The 15,915-nt window shown below is 68.7% G+C and carries 16 protein-coding genes; 15 read left to right on the forward strand and 1 reads right to left on the reverse strand.

Going from position 1 to position 15,915, the window contains the following annotated elements; translation table 11 throughout:
- Window positions 1-56: 56 nt before the first annotated feature.
- From B3611_RS00250 to B3611_RS00320, 15 genes are all read left to right on the forward strand, one after another.
- Window positions 57-1,559 carry an ammonium transporter gene (locus tag B3611_RS00250; protein WP_414646274.1) on the forward strand — a complete coding sequence of 501 codons (1,503 nt, stop codon included), beginning with the start codon at window positions 57-59 and terminating at the stop codon, window positions 1,557-1,559.
- A 12-nt stretch (window positions 1,560-1,571) separates the two neighbouring features.
- Complete coding sequence (locus B3611_RS00255; RefSeq protein WP_291313078.1) at window positions 1,572-1,910, forward strand: P-II family nitrogen regulator; 339 nt, start codon at window positions 1,572-1,574, stop codon at window positions 1,908-1,910.
- Between the two features lie 140 nt (window positions 1,911-2,050).
- A complete protein-coding gene (ffh, locus tag B3611_RS00260; RefSeq protein ID WP_291313079.1) occupies window positions 2,051-3,667 on the forward strand; it encodes a signal recognition particle protein in 1,617 nt (538 codons plus the stop codon).
- Between the two features lie 336 nt (window positions 3,668-4,003).
- Complete coding sequence (gene rpsP / locus B3611_RS00265; protein WP_291313080.1) at window positions 4,004-4,516, forward strand: 30S ribosomal protein S16; 513 nt, start codon at window positions 4,004-4,006, stop codon at window positions 4,514-4,516.
- 114 nt (window positions 4,517-4,630) lie between these two features.
- On the forward strand, window positions 4,631-5,131 hold the full coding sequence (rimM, locus tag B3611_RS00270) for a ribosome maturation factor RimM (protein ID WP_291313081.1): 501 nt from the start codon (window positions 4,631-4,633) through the stop codon (window positions 5,129-5,131).
- Window positions 5,124-6,263, forward strand: coding sequence for a tRNA (guanosine(37)-N1)-methyltransferase TrmD (gene trmD / locus B3611_RS00275; protein WP_414646272.1), 1,140 nt, complete (start codon window positions 5,124-5,126; stop codon window positions 6,261-6,263). Before rimM ends, trmD begins: the two co-directional genes overlap by 8 nt.
- Window positions 6,264-6,320: 57 nt before the next feature.
- Entirely contained in the window at window positions 6,321-8,648 is a 2,328-nt protein-coding gene (locus tag B3611_RS00280; RefSeq protein ID WP_291313082.1) for a Tex family protein, read from the forward strand.
- Between the two features lie 114 nt (window positions 8,649-8,762).
- Window positions 8,763-9,110: a 50S ribosomal protein L19 gene (rplS, locus tag B3611_RS00285; protein WP_291313083.1), complete on the forward strand. Its 348-nt coding sequence runs from the start codon at window positions 8,763-8,765 to the stop codon at window positions 9,108-9,110.
- A 144-nt stretch (window positions 9,111-9,254) separates the two neighbouring features.
- Window positions 9,255-9,971 carry a signal peptidase I gene (gene lepB, locus B3611_RS00290; protein WP_291313121.1) on the forward strand — a complete coding sequence of 239 codons (717 nt, stop codon included), beginning with the start codon at window positions 9,255-9,257 and terminating at the stop codon, window positions 9,969-9,971.
- Window positions 9,972-10,613, forward strand: coding sequence for a ribonuclease HII (locus B3611_RS00295; RefSeq protein WP_291313084.1), 642 nt, complete (start codon window positions 9,972-9,974; stop codon window positions 10,611-10,613). It abuts the gene before it with no gap.
- Window positions 10,610-10,918 (forward strand): DUF2469 domain-containing protein, encoded by a 309-nt coding sequence (locus B3611_RS00300; RefSeq protein ID WP_291313085.1) that lies wholly within the window; start codon window positions 10,610-10,612, stop codon window positions 10,916-10,918. The genes B3611_RS00295 and B3611_RS00300 overlap by 4 nt, the downstream gene beginning before the upstream one ends.
- Before the next feature lie 128 nt (window positions 10,919-11,046).
- The gene (locus tag B3611_RS00305; RefSeq protein WP_291313086.1) at window positions 11,047-11,421 is read left to right on the forward strand and encodes a YraN family protein; all 375 of its coding nucleotides are present in this window, start codon (window positions 11,047-11,049) and stop codon (window positions 11,419-11,421) included.
- Window positions 11,408-12,922 (forward strand): YifB family Mg chelatase-like AAA ATPase, encoded by a 1,515-nt coding sequence (locus B3611_RS00310; protein ID WP_291313087.1) that lies wholly within the window; start codon window positions 11,408-11,410, stop codon window positions 12,920-12,922. The genes B3611_RS00305 and B3611_RS00310 overlap by 14 nt, the downstream gene beginning before the upstream one ends.
- Window positions 12,919-14,106, forward strand: a complete 1,188-nt coding sequence (locus B3611_RS00315) for a DNA-processing protein DprA (RefSeq protein ID WP_291313088.1) — start codon at window positions 12,919-12,921, stop codon at window positions 14,104-14,106. The genes B3611_RS00310 and B3611_RS00315 overlap by 4 nt, the downstream gene beginning before the upstream one ends.
- 11 nt (window positions 14,107-14,117) lie before the next feature.
- Window positions 14,118-15,014: a tyrosine recombinase XerC gene (locus B3611_RS00320; RefSeq protein WP_291313089.1), complete on the forward strand. Its 897-nt coding sequence runs from the start codon at window positions 14,118-14,120 to the stop codon at window positions 15,012-15,014.
- An 11-nt stretch (window positions 15,015-15,025) separates the two neighbouring features.
- Here the strand turns inward: B3611_RS00320 and B3611_RS00325 are convergent, their stop codons facing one another.
- Window positions 15,026-15,907: an EamA family transporter gene (locus B3611_RS00325; RefSeq protein WP_291313090.1), complete on the reverse strand. Its 882-nt coding sequence runs from the start codon at window positions 15,905-15,907 to the stop codon at window positions 15,026-15,028.
- Window positions 15,908-15,915: the final 8 nt, after the last annotated feature.

Consider the following 15,915-nt stretch of genomic DNA (forward strand, 5'->3'; position numbering starts at 1 on the left):
GAGGTGGGACGGTGACACCTGACCAAATAACGGCGGCGTCGGGAAACGCGAGCTGGATGCTCGTCTCGGCCGCGCTGGTTTTGTTGATGACACCCGCCCTGGCGCTGTTCTACGGGGGAATCTCCTCGCGCCGGAGCGTGCTCAACATGATGATGATGTCCTTCACGGCCCTCGGTGCCATCGCGGTCGTCTACGTGCTGTGGGGCTGGTCAATGTCCTACGGCACGCAGTCGCTCGGTGGAATCGTGGCCAACCCCTTCGAAATGTTCGGCCTGCGCGGTGCGGTCACGGACGCCGACGGCAATTACGTGGAGGGGGCCAACGGCTACGCAAACGTGATCGACATCGGCTTCCAACTCACGTTCGCGGCAATCTCAGCCGCAATCATCTCGGGTGCGATCGCCAGCCGCGTGAAGATCGGTTCCTGGGTGCTCTTCGCCACTCTGTGGTCCACCTTCGTCTACTTCCCCCTCGCCCACATGGTGTGGGGCGGCGGCATCCTGGGCCACACAACCCGCTCCATCTCCGCGTGGATGTTCGGCACCCAGGACGGTGAGGCGCGCATCGCACCCATCGACTTCGCGGGCGGCACAGTCGTCCACATCTCGGCGGGCACCGCGGCACTTGTCCTGGCCCTCGTGGTGGGGAAGCGAACCGGCTTCCCGCGCTCCAACTCGAGGCCGCACAATCTGCCGATGGTCATGCTGGGTGCGGCCCTGCTGTGGTTCGGCTGGTTCGGATTCAACGGTGGCTCCGCCTTCGCCGCCGACGGGCTGGCGGGGCTCGCGTGGCTCAACACCACCGTCGCCGCGGCCGCCGCGATGCTCGGCTGGCTGCTCATCGAAAAGCTTCGCGACGGCTACGCCACGTCCCTCGGAGCGTCCTCCGGCGTCGTCGCCGGCCTGGTCGCCATCACCCCCGCGGCCGGTGACATCTCGCCGCTGTCCTCTATTCCGCTGGGCTTCATCGGCGGTGTCCTGGCCTGCTACGGTGTCGGGCTGAAGTACCGCTTCGGTTACGACGACTCCCTCGACGTGGTCGGCGTGCACCTCGTCGCCGGTATCTGGGGCACGATCGGGCTGGCCTTCTTCGCCACCGGCAAGGGCATCCTGACCGGCGGCGGGGTGGACGGCTGGCGGCTGATCGTCGTCCAGACGGCCATCGCACTCACCGCGATCGTCTTCGCCGGCATCATCACCCTGCTCATCGCCCTCGCCATCAAATACACCATCGGGTGGCGCATCAGCAGGGAGCAGGAGTTCGACGGCATCGACTACTCCATCCACCGGGAGACCGGCTACGACGTCGGCGGTCCCGGAATGCGCCCTGGCGGCATGCCCGCCGGCAACCGCTCCGCCGCCGAGCTCGGGCTCAACGACGCCCGCGAGCCGCACGACGAATCCCTCCACCCGGAGAACCTCGCGCACGCGGGTGCCCCGGAGCGTGGCTCTCGCCCGGCACCGCACCCGGCCGGCGATACACTGGCCGGGGAATCCGGCCCCGACCCGCGCCTCGCCCCCAGTGCGGCGCACCCCGCCCCGGCCGAGCCGGAAGCCTAGAAAGGAATCGACGTGAAACTCATCACCGCAGTGGTCAAGCCTTTCACCCTCAGCGACGTGCTCGACGCCCTCGAGGCTGAGGGGGTCCGCGGCATCACGGTCACCGAAGCCCAGGGTTCCGGGCGCCAGCCCGCGAGCGTTGAGTACTACCGGGGCGCGCAGTACTCCTCCGAGTTCGTGGCCCGGGCCAAGATCGAGGTCCTCGTCTCCGACGACCAGGAGCAGCGCGCCGTGGATGCCATCGTCCGCGCCGCCTACACCGGTGAGGTCGGGGACGGCAAGGTCTGGGTCAGCGACGTCAGCCGCGTCGTGCGTGTGCGCACGGGGGAGACGGACGACGACGCGATCTGACCCCCTCCCCGCTCCGCCGAGAGGGGAACGGGTGAATGTGCTGGGCCGGAGCCCCACACGCTAGGCTGTAGCACGTTGAATCCGCGCCGGCGGCTCTCCCGCCGGCGCTGACCCGATACTGCAACAAGGGAGTGCCCACCGTGTTCGAGTCTCTGTCCGACCGCCTACAAACAGCCTTGGGGGGCCTGCGCGGCAAGGGCAAGCTCACCGAGGCGGACATCAACGCCACGGCGCGCGAGATCCGCATCGCTCTCCTCGAGGCGGACGTCTCCCTCCCGGTGGTGCGCGCCTTCATCAAGCGGGTGAAGGAGCGCGCGCTCGGCGCGGACGTCTCCGAGGCGCTCAACCCCGCCCAGCAGGTCGTCAAGATCGTCGACGAGGAACTGACCAACATCCTCGGTGGTGAAACCCGCCGCCTCAACATGGCCAAGACACCGCCGACGGTGATCATGCTCGCCGGTCTGCAGGGCGCAGGTAAGACGACCCTGGCTGGAAAGCTCGCCAACCACCTCGCCAAGCAGGGCCATACCCCAATGCTCGTGGCCTGCGACCTGCAGCGCCCCGGCGCCGTGCAGCAGCTGCAGATCGTCGGTGAGCGCGCGGGCGTTCCCACCTTCGCGCCCGACCCCGGCACCTCCATGGACTCCTACGCCCACGAGATGGGCACTTCGCACGGCGACCCTGTCGCTGTGGCGCAGGAGGGTGTCGAATACGCCCGGCAGAACAAGAACGACGTGGTCATCATCGACACCGCGGGTCGCCTCGGCATTGACGAGACGCTGATGACCCAGGCGCGCAACATCCGCGACGCGGTCCACCCGGACGAGGTCCTCTTCGTCATCGACGCGATGATCGGCCAGGACGCGGTGTCCACCGCCCAGGCCTTCGCCGATGGCGTGGACTTCACTGGCGTCGTGCTGACCAAGCTCGACGGCGACGCTCGCGGTGGTGCCGCCTTGTCCATCCGCGAGGTCACCGGCAAGCCGATCCTCTTTGCCTCCACGGGTGAGAAGCTCGACGACTTCGACGTCTTCCACCCCGACCGCATGTCCAGCCGCATCCTCGGCATGGGCGACCTGCTCTCGCTGATCGAGCAGGCGGAGACACTTTTCGACGAGCGCGAGGCCGAGGAGGCAGCGTCCCGGCTCGGCTCCGGCGAGCTGACCCTCGAGGACTTCCTCAACCAGCTGCTCATGGTCCGCCGCATGGGGCCGATCGGCAACCTGCTGAAGATGATGCCGGGCGGCAAGGCCATGAATGAGATGGCTGACATGGTCAACGAAAAGCAGCTCGACCGCATCCAGGCCATCATCCGCGGCATGACCCCGGCGGAGCGCGAGGACCCGACCATCCTCAACGCCTCCCGGCGCAAGCGCATCGCCAAGGGCTCGGGTGTCTCCGTCTCCGAGGTCAACCAGCTGGTCGAGCGCTTCTTCGAGGCGAAGAAGATGATGGGCCAGATGGCCAGCCAGTTCGGCCTTCCGGGAATGCCGGGCATGGGCGGGCGCTCCGCGACGAAGAAGAAACCCAAGGGGCGCAAGACCAAGAGCGGAAAGCGCAAGCCGGCGAAGCGTCGCACCGGTGGGGCGCCGCAGATGCCCGGGGGGATGCCCGGGATGCCCGGGATGGGAGGAATGCCCGACATGGGTGAGCTACAGAAACTGCAGGAGCAGATGCCTCCCGGGATGGAGGGCATCGACCTGAACAACCTGGACTTCAGCCAGGCGATGAAGAACATGGGGAAGAAGCGCAAGTAGGCAACTGGCGGGGCCCGTTGCGCGAACCCGCTTCTTCCGCCGCGCCGGGTGAGAGGAGCGCGTTCGTGTGCGGAGGGGGACGGCGGGGCGTCGTAAAGCTGGGCCCGGTTTTGAACGGACCCTGCCGCCGGGTAAAGTGGTCGAGGTTGTGCGCCCCCCCCGGGCGTAGACCACACGAGCATTCTGCGTCAGCGCCGTGCCCGTCTGAACCGGACCCTCTACGAGGGACGGTGAGGTCGGCCGGCCCGTCACGCGCAGGTTAAAGAACAAGGGTTGAACCGGCCCGCCGAACCGCGGCGGGTGTCTGCACTGCCCGGTGACTGAAAAGGAATTTTCATGGCTGTCAAGATCAAGCTCCAGCGCCTCGGCAAGATCCGCAACGCGCAGTACCGCGTCGTCGTCGCCGATGCCCGCACCCGCCGCGACGGCAAGGTGATCGAGAACATCGGCATCTACCACCCGAAGGAAGAGCCCTCCCTCATCCGCATCGACTCCGAGCGGGCGCAGTACTGGCTCGGCGTTGGCGCCCAGCCGACCGAGCCCGTCCTCGCCCTGCTGAAGATCACGGGCGACTGGCAGAAGCACAAGGGGCTCGAGGGCGCCGAGGGCACCCTGAAGGTCGCCGAGGAGAAGCCGTCCAAGCTCGAGCTGTTCAACAAGGCTCTCGAGGAGGCCAACAACGGCCCGACCGCCGAGGCCATCACCGAGAAGCGCCGGAAGGCGAAGGAAGAGGCCGAGGCGAAGGCTGCCGCCGAGGCTGAGGCCGCCGCTGCCGCAGAGGCCGCCGCCGCTGAGGCCCCCGCCGTGGACGAGTCCGCAGAGACCGCCGAGGCAACCGAGGAGAACTAGGCTCCGCCACCTCCTGCACCGGCTCGGGCGACGTCGCACATCACAGCGGCGCCGCCCGGGCCGTTTTTTGTGCTCCGGAACCGTGGTACACCGCCCCTGCTAGGGTGTACGCCCATGGAACTATTGATCGGCAGGGTCGTGAAGTCCCACGGCATCAAGGGTGAGGTTGCGGTGGAGGTGCTCACCGACGAGCCCGGGCTGCGATTCGCGGTCGGGGAGGTCCTGCACGGCAGACAGGCGGGCCGTGAGCGGGAGCTCACGATCACTTCGGTGCGCCCGCACCAGAAGAGGCTGCTGGTCACCTTCGAGGAGATCCCGGACCGCACCCAGGCTGACAGCCTGCGGGGGATGAAGTTCTTCGCCGAGCCCCTGGAGCGCGACGAGGATTCCGGAGAGTACTACGACCACGAGCTCATCGGCCTGCGCGTCATCCTCGACGGTTCCGAGGTGGGTGAGGTCACCGGGATCATGGACACGCCGAACCGGAAGATCCTCGAGATCGCCTACGAGGGCCGCGAGGTACTCGTGCCCTTCGTCATGGAGTTCGTACCCGAGGTGGATCTCCCCGGCGGCACCCTGACCATCACCCCGCCCGAGGGGCTCCTGGATGTCTGAGCCGCAGCTGCGCCTGGACGTTCTCACCATCTTTCCCGAGTACCTCGACCCCCTGCGCCACGCGCTTTTGGGCAAGGCGATTGAGCAGGGCATCCTCGCCGTCGGGGTGCACAACCTGCGGGACTGGGCCACCGGCAATCACAAATCCGTCGACGCGCCCCCGCTGGGGGGAGGGCCGGGCATGGTGATGAAGCCGGGGGTGTGGGGGCCCGCGCTTGACGACGTCGCCGCCGGCCGCACCGGACACGACCTCGCGTCCGCCGCACCCCACCGCAACGACAGGCCGCGCCACGACGATGTCGGGGCCGTGGAGCCCCGCCCCTACGCGGGACCCGGCGGGGACGGATCGAAGCCCCTCCTTCTCGTTCCCACTCCGGCCGGTGCCCCGTTCACCCAAGCCAACGCCCGCGCCTGGTCGCGCGAGCGCCATATCGTGGTCGCCTGCGGGCGCTACGAGGGCATCGACCAGCGCGTGTTCGAGGACGCGGCACACCGCTACCGCGTGCGCGAGGTCTCCATCGGCGACTACGTCCTCGTCGGCGGGGAGGTTGCCGCGCTGGTCATCGCGGAGGCCGTCACCCGCCTCATCCCCGGCGTACTGGGAAACACGGAGAGCCACGAGGAGGACAGCTTCTCCGACGGCCTCCTGGAGGGTCCGAGTTACACGAAGCCGCGCACCTGGCGCGGTCTGGAGGCGCCCGAGGTCCTCTTCTCGGGCGACCACGCCCGCGTCAACAGGTGGCGCCGGGACCAGTCGCTCCTGCGCACCCGCGCCGTACGCCCCGAGCTTCTCGACAACGCCGAACTTGACGCCGACGACCTGTTCACGCTCCACGCGCGACCCGTGCGCACCGAGGTAAAGGCCCACGCCGAGCCGCCGGAGTGGGAGAAGCCCCTCAAGGTCATGCAGAAGAAACTGTCCAAGGCGGGTTACGTGCCGGACGCCACCCGGGGCATCCACGCCCAGTTCATGGGGGGCTCCTGGAGCTTCGTCATCCACGGCCGCACGAGGCTGTCCCTCGATGAGGTGGAACGGGTGGTGCTGGCCACTCTGCCGCGAGGGGCGATTGTGCTCAGCTGCGAGTGCCGCGAGGATGCTCCCGCCGGCGGCGACGGGGCCGGCCGGGTCTGACGCGCACCCCGGCCCGCGCCTCCGGAACCCGGGCCGCGGTGGGTTAGAATCCCACGAATGACATCCACCGCAGCCACCATCGCGACAGAACTCGGCGTCAGGGAAAACCAGGTCGCCGCGGCCCTGGATCTCCTCGCCGCGGGCAACACCGTCCCCTTCGTCTCCCGCTACCGCAAGGAAGCGACCGGGGGCCTCGATGACGGGCAGTTGCGGCACATCGAGGAGCGCAACGCCTACCTCACCGAGCTCGGGGAGCGCAAGCAGGCGGTTCTCGAGTCAATCGCCGAGCAGGGGAAACTGACCGACGAGCTTCGTCGCCAGATCGAGGGCGCGGACACGAAGGCCCGGGTCGAGGACCTCTACCTGCCCTTTAAGAAACGCCGTAAGACCAAGGCCGACATCGCGCGCGAGGCCGGCCTAGAAGCCCTCACCCAGCTGCTTGTCAGCGACCCCTCCGCCGACCCCTCCGCCGCGGCCCGGGCGTTCCTCACCGAGGGCTTCGAGGACACGAAGGCCACCCTCGACGGAGCCCGCGCAATCCTCGTGGACCGCTTCACCACCGATGCCGACCTCGTCGGCGAGGTCCGCGACCGTTTCTACGCCTCCGGCACGATGAAGGCCTCGGCGGTGGAGGGCCGGGAGACCGAGGGTGCGAAGTTCCGCGACTACTTCGACTTCTCCGAACCCTTCCGCACCCTGCCCAGCCACCGCATCCTCGCGCTCCTGCGGGGGGAGAAGGAGGGCGTTCTCACCCTCGACCTCGACCCGGGTGACGAATCCGTCTACGAGGGGATGATCGCCCAGCGCTTCGGCCTCGACGTGCACACCAGCGAGTGGCTGGCCAAGGCCGTGCGCTGGGGGTGGCGCACGAAGCTGCAGGTCTCCTCGGGCCTGGACACCCGCACGCGGCTGCGCGAGAAGGCGGAGGAGGGGGCGTTGGAGGTGTTCCGCACCAACCTCCGCGACGTGCTCCTCGCCGCCCCGGCGGGGCAGCGCGCCACCCTTGCCCTGGACCCCGGCTACCGCAACGGTGTGAAATGCGCGGTGGTCGACGGCACCGGCAAGGTTCTGGCCACCACCATCGTGTACCCGCACCAGCCGCAGAACCGCTGGTCCGAGGCGGTGCGCGAGCTGTCCTCTCTGGCCGCCACGCACGGTGTGGAGCTCATCGCGGTGGGCAACGGCACCGCCTCGCGCGAGTCGGAGAAGCTCGCCGGCGAGGTTGCGGACCTGATCCAGCAGGCCGGGGGTGCCAGGCCCACCCCGGTGGTCGTGTCGGAGTCGGGTGCCTCGGTGTATTCCGCCTCGGAGATCGCCGCCGCGGAGTTCCCCGACATGGATGTCTCCCTCCGCTCGGCCGTGTCCATCGCGCGCCGCCTGCAGGATCCGCTGGCGGAGCTGGTCAAGGTCGACCCGAAGTCGATCGGGGTGGGCCAGTACCAGCACGACGTCAACCAGGTGGCGCTGGCGCACACCCTCGACGCCGTGGTCGAGGATGCCGTCAACGCCGTCGGGGTGGATCTCAACACCGCGTCTGTCCCGCTGCTGGAACGTGTCGCCGGGGTCTCGGCGACCATTGCGAAGAACATCGTGGGTTACCGCGATGAGCGGGGCACCTTTACCTCGCGCAAAGAGCTGGGGAAGGTGCCGCGCCTCGGGCCGAAGGCCTTCGAACAGGCCGCGGGGTTCCTCCGAATCCGTGGCGGGACGAACCCGCTGGACGCGTCGGCCGTCCACCCGGAGGCGTACCCGGTCGTCGAGCGCATCGCCGCCGCCACGGGCGTGGCCACCCGGGAACTGATAGGCAACACGGCCGTTCTGTCCCGGCTCCGTCCGGAGGACTTCGCCGACGAGACCTTCGGTGTACCCACCGTCACCGACATCATCGCCGAGCTGGACAAGCCGGGCAGGGACCCGCGCCCCGAATTCGCCACCGCCGCGTTCAAGGAGGGGGTGAACAAGGTCTCCGACCTCGAACCCGGGATGATCCTCGAGGGCACCGTCACGAACGTCGCGGCCTTCGGCGCCTTCGTCGACGTCGGGGTGCACCAGGACGGGCTCGTCCACGTCTCGGCGATGAGCGATTCCTTCGTCTCGGACCCCCACGAGGTGGTCCGTTCCGGGCAGGTGGTCAAGGTCAAGGTCCTCGAGGTTGACGTGGAGCGCCAGCGCATCGGATTGACCCTCCGCCTCGACGACGAGCCGGGCCAGAAGGCGGGCCGGGAAGAGCGGAGTGACCGGGGCGAGCGGGGCCCCGGGCGGGGTTCCGGCAAGCGCCGTGGCGCGTCCGGCGGGCGTGGGGTTAAGGGGAACGGTGCCGGGGGACGTCGGGAAGCGGGCGGCGCGCTCGCCGACGCGCTGAAGAAGGCCGGATTTGGTAACTGACCGGCGGGTATGTAGAATCGTCGAGGTTATTGCACAAGACACGAACCAGACGAGCGCCCCGCGAGGGGAGCAGCCGCTAGGGTCCTCTGTCCTTGAACGAAAAGGATTGCTTACATGAGCAACGGCATCATCGATCTTGTCGACGCAGGCCAGCTGCGCAACGACGTCCCCGACTTCCGTCCCGGCGACACCCTGGGTGTCCACGTGAAGGTTATCGAGGGCTCCGTCACCCGTACCCAGCTCTTCGAGGGCTTCGTGCTCCGCCGCCAGGGCAGCGGCATCCGCGAGACCTTCACCGTGCGCAAGGTCTCCTTCGGCATCGGCGTGGAGCGCACCTTCCCGATCCACTCCCCGAACATCGAGAAGATCGAGGTTCTGCGCAAGGGCGACGTCCGCCGCGCCAAGCTGTACTACATGCGCGAGCTGCGCGGAAAGGCCGCCCGCATCAAGGAGCGCCGCTAGTTTTCGCTTGTCGACGGCCCCGTCCACCACACCGGTGGGCGGGGCTTTCGCCTGCTCCGGGTCGTGTCCTGGGCCGGTGCTAGAGTGTTGCGGGTGAGCAACCTGAACCGCCCGAAGAACCAGCCCGCCGACGGCTCCACCGCCGTGGGGGAGGACGCGGAGACGAGGGGACTGCCCTGGTACCTGGAGATCCCCCTGGTGATCATCCTGACGCTGTTCTTCATCTTCCTGCTGCAGACGTTCATCGGACGCGTCTACGTCATCCCGTCCGCCTCCATGGAGCCGACGCTGCACGGACAGAACGGCAAGGGCGACCGCATTGCCGTGGAGAAGCTCAGCTATTACGGCGGTGACCCGAAGCCGGGCGACGTCGTTGTGTTCAAGGGCACGGACTCGTGGAACACGCAGTACCAGTCCAAGCGTTCCTCCAACCCGGTGGCGGCGGGGCTGCAGCAGGTCGGCTCCTGGGCCGGCATTGTGCCGCCGGACGAGAACGACCTGGTCAAACGCGTCATTGCCACGGGCGGGCAGACCGTGTCCTGCCAGGCCGGCGACCCCGCGGTGATGGTCGACGGCAGGCCGATCGACCAGTCCTACGTGCTCCAGCCCAGCTTCTACCCCGTGCGACAGGAAACAGGCTCCGACGCGTGCGGTGGCGACTACTTCGGTCCCGTCACCGTGCCGGAAGGCAGTTACTTCATGATGGGCGACAACCGCACCAACTCCCTCGACTCCCGCTACCACATGGGGGATCAGTACCAGGGCGCGATCCCGCGGGAAAACATCCGCGGCAAGGTGGCCGCCGTGGTCTTCCCCCTGAGCCGGATGGGCGGCGTGTCCGACCCCGACATCCAGCACTAGGTGCGGCGTCTCAAGCAGCTGCGCACCCACGAGGTGGCGCTGCACCGGGCGGGCCTGGGCCCCGTGGCGGGAGTGGACGAGGCGGGCCGCGGCGCCTGCTTCGGCCCGGTCACCGTCGCCGCCTGCGTGCTTCCGCCGGAACCGGTCGCGGCGCTGGAGGGGTTGACGGACTCCAAGAAACTCACCGAGCGTCGCCGCGAGGAGCTCTATCCGCTCATCACCCACTACGCGGTGGCGTGGTCGGTGATCCACATCAGCGCCGCGGAGATTGACCGCCGGGGCATCCAGGCCGCCAACCTCGACGGGGCCCGGCGCGCCATCGCGGCCCTGGATCCCCAGCCCGGTTACGTGCTCGTCGACGCCTTCAGGGTGCCCGGGTTGTGCGTGGCGCAGCTGCCGATAATCGGCGGCGATTACACGGCCCGCTGCATCGCGGCGGCAAGCGTGCTGGCCAAGGTGAGCCGCGACCGGCTCATCCGCGGGATGGCGCGCGACCACCCGCAGTACGGCCTGGAGGGGCACAAGGGATACGGCACGGCGGCCCACATGGATGCGGTGCGCCGCCACGGGGCGAGCGCTGAACACCGATATAGTTATGCCAACGTCAAGCACGCCCACGAGCATTTCAAGAGGTCATTATGAGCGCTGAGGATCTGGACAACTACGAGGCCGAGGTCGAGCTGTCCCTGTACCGCGAGTACCGGGACGTGGTCAGCCAGTTCTCCTACGTTGTCGAGACCGACCGGCGCTTCTACCTCGCCAACGCCGTGGAGCTCATCCCCCACACGGAAGGCAAGGACGTCTATTACGAGGTGCGGATGTCCGATTGCTGGGTGTGGGACATGTATCGCGCGGTGCGCTTCGTGCGCTACGTCCGGGTTATCACGTACAAGGATGTCAACATCGAGGAGTTGGACAAGCCCGAGCTCACCTTCCCCGAGCGCTGAGACGCTTGTCGACGGGCGGTTGAGCTGCGGCTCCCGCCCTTTTTTCGTGCCCGGGGAACGCGATGGGGCGCCGGGCAGTCCAATAGAGGCACCGCGCTTTTCACACGTTTCTATTGGGGGGATGACAAGTGGCGCACGCGACCTATGCGGACAATCAACTGCTCGGCATAGCCGGAGAGGGCTTCGCCACCGGTGTCTACGAAGGGGCCGGATATGAGCTCGTCGAGTCCCGGGCGCGTACGCGCTCCGGTGAGATCGACATCGTTCTCGAGGCCCCGGACGGAGCCGCCGTCTTCGTGGAGGTGAAAACCAGGCGGGGTGCCGCATTCGGGGCGGCGGAGGCCGTCACCCCGAAGAAACTGCGCACCATGCGGCGGTGCGCCGCGGAGTGGCTGGAGGGGAAGGGCTACCGCCGGGTGCGTCTCGACGTCGCCGAGGTGCTGTTCAGCGGAGCGGACGTGGCCATCGAGATCTACGAGGACGTGGACGATGGCGCTTGCTAGCACGCGTTCGGCGACACTGGAGGGGATCGGCGCGCGCGTGGTCACGGTCGAGGCGAACATCGGTCCGGGTCTGCCCGGTATCCACATGGTGGGGCTGGGGGATGCGGCTGTCAGGGAGTCGCGGGACCGAATCCGCACGGCCGTGGCCAACTCGACGCTCCCGTGGCCGCGGACGAAGATCATGGTCTCCCTGTCGCCGGCCCACCTCCCGAAGGCGGGTTCACACTTCGACCTACCCGTCGCCCTCGCGGTGATCGCGGGTAGCGACCCCCGCGCCCAGCGGCGCCTCGGGCGATGCATGGTGCTGGGGGAACTGGGGCTGGGAGGCGGCCTCCGGCGGGTGGAGGGGGTCCTGCCCATGCTTCTCGCCGCACCCCCGACGGTTGACTGGGTGGTGGTGCCGGAGGAAAACGCCGCCGAAGCGGCGCTGCTCGGGTCGGAGCGCATCTTGGTGGCCCGAACCCTGCTCGAGGCGTGGAACTGGTTGCTCGGCATCGTCGACCTTCCGCGGGCGAGCGCTGCACCGGCCCCGCCCGTGCCCGCCGCCCCCGATTTCGCCGACATCGCCGGTCAGGCACCGGAACGCCATGCGCTCGAGGTCGCCGCCGCTGGCGGCCACCACGTCATGATGGTTGGGCCTCCCGGTTCCGGAAAATCCATGCTGGCGGAACGGCTTCCCTCCATCCTTCCTCCCCTGAGCCCGCGGGAAATGATCGAAGCCACGGCCATCCACTCGGTTTCCGGGGCAGCCCATCGGCGGGTTGTGGCGCGGCGGCCGTTCGTGGCCCCGCACCCCTCGCTCAGCCAGGCGGCCCTGATCGGTGGCGGGTCGGGCATGCCCCGGCCGGGTGCCGTAAGCCAGGCCCACCACGGGATCCTCTTCCTCGACGAGGCGTCCGAAATCCGCGCGGGCGTCCTCGACTCGTTGCGCATCCCCCTCGAGACGGCGGAGGTGAGGTTGACCCGGTCGAGGCGCGAGGTTGTCTACCCGGCCGATTTTCAGCTCGTCATGGCCGCCAACACCTGCAAGTGCGGTGCACCCGCACCCGCGGAGTGCCGCTGCCGCGCCCACGAGCGGGCCGCGCACCTGCGCAACATTTCGGGGCCGCTCCGCGACAGAATCGACATCTGGCTCGCCACGGGAACCCATGACCCGGTTGTCAGCCCGATTGACGCTGAGCCGTCCTCCTCCATTGCGGAGCGTGTCCGTGAAGCGCGGGAGCGGGCCGCCCACCGGTGGGCCGGCACCGGGCAGCCCGCCCCGGTTACTGCGCGCATCGACCCGACGCTGATCAGGCGCGACTACCCGGCGGCGGACGACGCGATGGCGTTGATAGGTGCCTACCTCAGCGATGGAACGATCACGCAGCGGGGAGTGGACCGCGTTCTCAAGCTCTCGTGGACTCTCGCCGACCTGGAAGGTGCGGGGCGGCCCGATCTGGACCACGTCGCCCGGGCCGTCGAGCTGCGGTCCCCGAGGATCGAGGGGGCGTTCGCATGAGCCGCGCCGAGTCCTGGGCTTACCTGAGCCGGGTCATCGAGGGGCCGAGCCTCGCCCTGCAGCAGATGCTCCGCGCGGGGCGGGACGCCGATGAGATCGCCGGGGGCGTGCGTCGGCGCGCCAGCTGGCTCGGGCCGCTGGCCGCGGAAACGGAGACGCGCCACAGCTGGGACCGGCCCTCCGAGGATTTGGCGGAGGCGGCGGTCAGCGGATTTTCACTTCTCACACCGGAATGCGACGGATGGCCCGCCGACCAGATCCACCAGGCGTTCGATCTCGGGGTTTCCGCCAGCCTGGCGAACCAGGAGCCGTTCCGGGACCGGGGTGTTGCCCCGCACGCACTCTGGGTGCGCGGCAACACCGACCTCGCCGCCCTTTTCGCACGTTCCGTGGGGATGGTGGGGACGCGTGCATCCACCGCCTACGGCCACCACGCGGTGGCGGACCTGGCGAAGGGGCTCGCTGCGCGGCAGTACACCATCGTCTCGGGAGGGGCGCTCGGAATCGACTCGGTGGCGCACGAGACGGCTCTCGCCCATGGGACACCAACCGCAGTGGTCGCCGCCTGCGGACCGGGTGTCGCCTACCCGCGCCGCAACGCCGCGCTCTTCGACACAATTGCGGAACGCGGGGGAGCTGTCCTCACCGAGTATCCTCCGGGCATCACTCCCGACCGGCATCGCTTCCTCACACGCAACAGATTGGTCGCCGCCCTGACGCAGGGCACGGTCGTGGTTGAGGCCGCCTTCCGCTCCGGTGCGCTGAACACGCTCAGCTGGGTGAATTACTACCGCCGCCGGCCCATGGCCGTGCCGGGTCCGATTCTCGGGCCGGGGTCTCTCGGCACCAACCTGGCCATCCGCGACGGCAAGGCCGCGATGGCACTGAGCGCGGAGGACATCCACGAGATGCTCAGCCGGGTGGGGGAAGTCGATACCGACGGCCAGCGCGAGCTGGACTTCGCCGCCGATCCGGTGCAGTCACTCTCTGCGAACGAACTGCGGGTCTACGATGCGCTTCCCGCATCGGCGCCCTCGGGTGCGTCAGCCGAGCAGGTCGCGCGCCGGGCGGGTCTCACGGTCGCCCTGGCAGTGCACCTGCTCGTGGACCTGACCAAGCGGGGGCTGGTCCGCCGCGAGGGGACGGAGTGGAAGCGGGTCCCCGGGGGAGCGGGGCAGGAGTAAACTGACGGGGCATGAGTGGCGCAGCGGGTTCGCAGTTGACTGAGGCGATCGAGGATTTCGCCGAATACTCGCGTCTAGTCCAGGGCCGCAGCGAGGCAACGGTGCGCGCCTACCGCTCGGATCTTTCCTCGCTCGCCGGGTTCATCCCCGGGTTCGACTCCTTCACCCTCCCGGCCCTTCGAGCCTGGCTTGCCGACGCCCTGGCCCGTGGTCTCGCCCGGTCCACCTTGGCCCGCCGTACCGCTGCCGTCCGCGCGTTCTCCACGTGGGCGTACAACCAAGGCCACCTGGCCACGGACGTGGCGGCACGCCTCGTCGCCCCGAAGGTGAGCCGTCATCTGCCCAGGGTCGTTGACCCCGAACGGGCGGGCGAACTCGTCGAGGCGGAGATCAATGACGACGCGCACGCCGCCGAAGCCCTGCGCGACCGGGCGATGCTCGAGCTCATGTACGCCACCGGCATCCGTGTCTCCGAACTGACGACGCTGGATCTGGGAGACCTCGACATGGATCGCCGCACCGCGCGCGTCACGGGCAAGGGCAACAAACAGCGCGTCGTGCCCTTCGGAGGGCAAGCGGCCTCCGCGCTGAAGTCGTGGATAAGCGAGGGCCGGACCGCGCTTGCCGGTGCCACCCCGGCCGTCTTCGTGGGCTCACGGGGTAGCCGGATCGATCCCCGGCAGGTCAGGCGCGTGGTTGAGCGGGCTGCACAGCGCACGGGGGCGGGGGAGCTGACACCGCACTCTCTGCGCCACACCGCCGCCACCCACATGCTGGAAGGGGGTGCCGATCTGCGGGTGGTGCAGGAACTCCTCGGACACTCCAGCCTGCAGACCACCCAGATCTACACCCACGTCTCGGCGCAGCGGCTGAAAAACGTCTACGACCGGGCCCACCCGCGGGCCTAGCCCGGCCCAGGTCAGTTCCTGCTCGCCCGCTCGCGCGGCGGGCGCCACGTCTGGGCCAGGAACAGTCCGACGCCCGCGAGGATCACCGCCAGCGCGGCCACCTGCGCGCCCGTGATGGACTCCCCGAACACGGTCACGCTCAGGCCCAGCTGGGTCACGGGGACGATGAACTGCAGGATGCCGAGGAGGGAAAGCGGAATCAGGCGGGCGTAGTGCGACATGACCACCAGGGGCAGGAAGGTCACCAAACCGGCGACCACGAACAGGGCCCACGTGGGAGCATCGAGCGCCGTGCCGGGGGAGAGGACCCCCGTCCCCATGAGCGCGAGCGCCACGGGTGCGAGGGTGGCCGACTCAATGAAGAGACCCGGCACCGTTTTTACGGCCACCGTCTTCTTGATCGCCGAATATATTGCGAAGGAGCCGGCCACGCCGAACACGATGAACAGGCCGGTGCCGGAGCGCCCCCACCCGAAAAGCAGCGCGCCGATGGCGGTGAGGACGATGGCAGCCCATTTTCCCGCGGTCAGGTGCTCCCCGAAGACAACTGCGCCCAAGAAAACGCTCATGAGGGGCGAGACGAAGTAGGCCAGCGCGGCGTAGGAGACGAAGCCGTTGCTCACGGCCCAGATGTAGAGCCCCCAGTTGACGCCGATCGCAAGGGCGGAAAAGACCAGCGCGGGGGAGGCACCCGAGAACGCGGCGCGGAGACGGCCGCGGGACGCGGCGAGGACCCAGGCGCCGCTGATGAGAGCGGACCAGACGATGCGCTGGGCGAGGATGTATACGGAGTCGACGTCGCGGAGGAGCATCCAGAACAGGGGCAGGACACCCCACACGACGTAATTGAGCGCGACGGTGGCGGTGGCCCGCCGCGGCTCCTGCTCGGTCAACCCGCACC

The organism is Corynebacterium sp. UBA2622 (assembly GCF_002339505.1).
Classification (GTDB): Bacteria; Actinomycetota; Actinomycetes; order Mycobacteriales; family Mycobacteriaceae; genus Corynebacterium.

Excerpts from the sequence above, each read along its gene's own strand:
- rimM (WP_291313081.1), top strand. The coding sequence starts at position 4,631 with ATGGAACTATTGATCGGCAGGGTCGTGAAGTCCCACGGCATCAAGGGT.
- B3611_RS00310 (WP_291313087.1), top strand. The coding sequence starts at position 11,408 with ATGGCGCTTGCTAGCACGCGTTCGGCGACACTGGAGGGGATCGGCGCG.
- rpsP (WP_291313080.1), top strand. The coding sequence starts at position 4,004 with ATGGCTGTCAAGATCAAGCTCCAGCGCCTCGGCAAGATCCGCAACGCG.
- B3611_RS00315 (WP_291313088.1), top strand. The coding sequence starts at position 12,919 with ATGAGCCGCGCCGAGTCCTGGGCTTACCTGAGCCGGGTCATCGAGGGG.
- B3611_RS00280 (WP_291313082.1), top strand. The coding sequence starts at position 6,321 with ATGACATCCACCGCAGCCACCATCGCGACAGAACTCGGCGTCAGGGAA.
- B3611_RS00320 (WP_291313089.1), top strand. The coding sequence starts at position 14,118 with ATGAGTGGCGCAGCGGGTTCGCAGTTGACTGAGGCGATCGAGGATTTC.
- B3611_RS00250 (WP_414646274.1), top strand. The coding sequence starts at position 57 with ATGCTCGTCTCGGCCGCGCTGGTTTTGTTGATGACACCCGCCCTGGCG.
- rplS (WP_291313083.1), top strand. The coding sequence starts at position 8,763 with ATGAGCAACGGCATCATCGATCTTGTCGACGCAGGCCAGCTGCGCAAC.
- trmD (WP_414646272.1), top strand. The coding sequence starts at position 5,124 with ATGTCTGAGCCGCAGCTGCGCCTGGACGTTCTCACCATCTTTCCCGAG.
- B3611_RS00300 (WP_291313085.1), top strand. The coding sequence starts at position 10,610 with ATGAGCGCTGAGGATCTGGACAACTACGAGGCCGAGGTCGAGCTGTCC.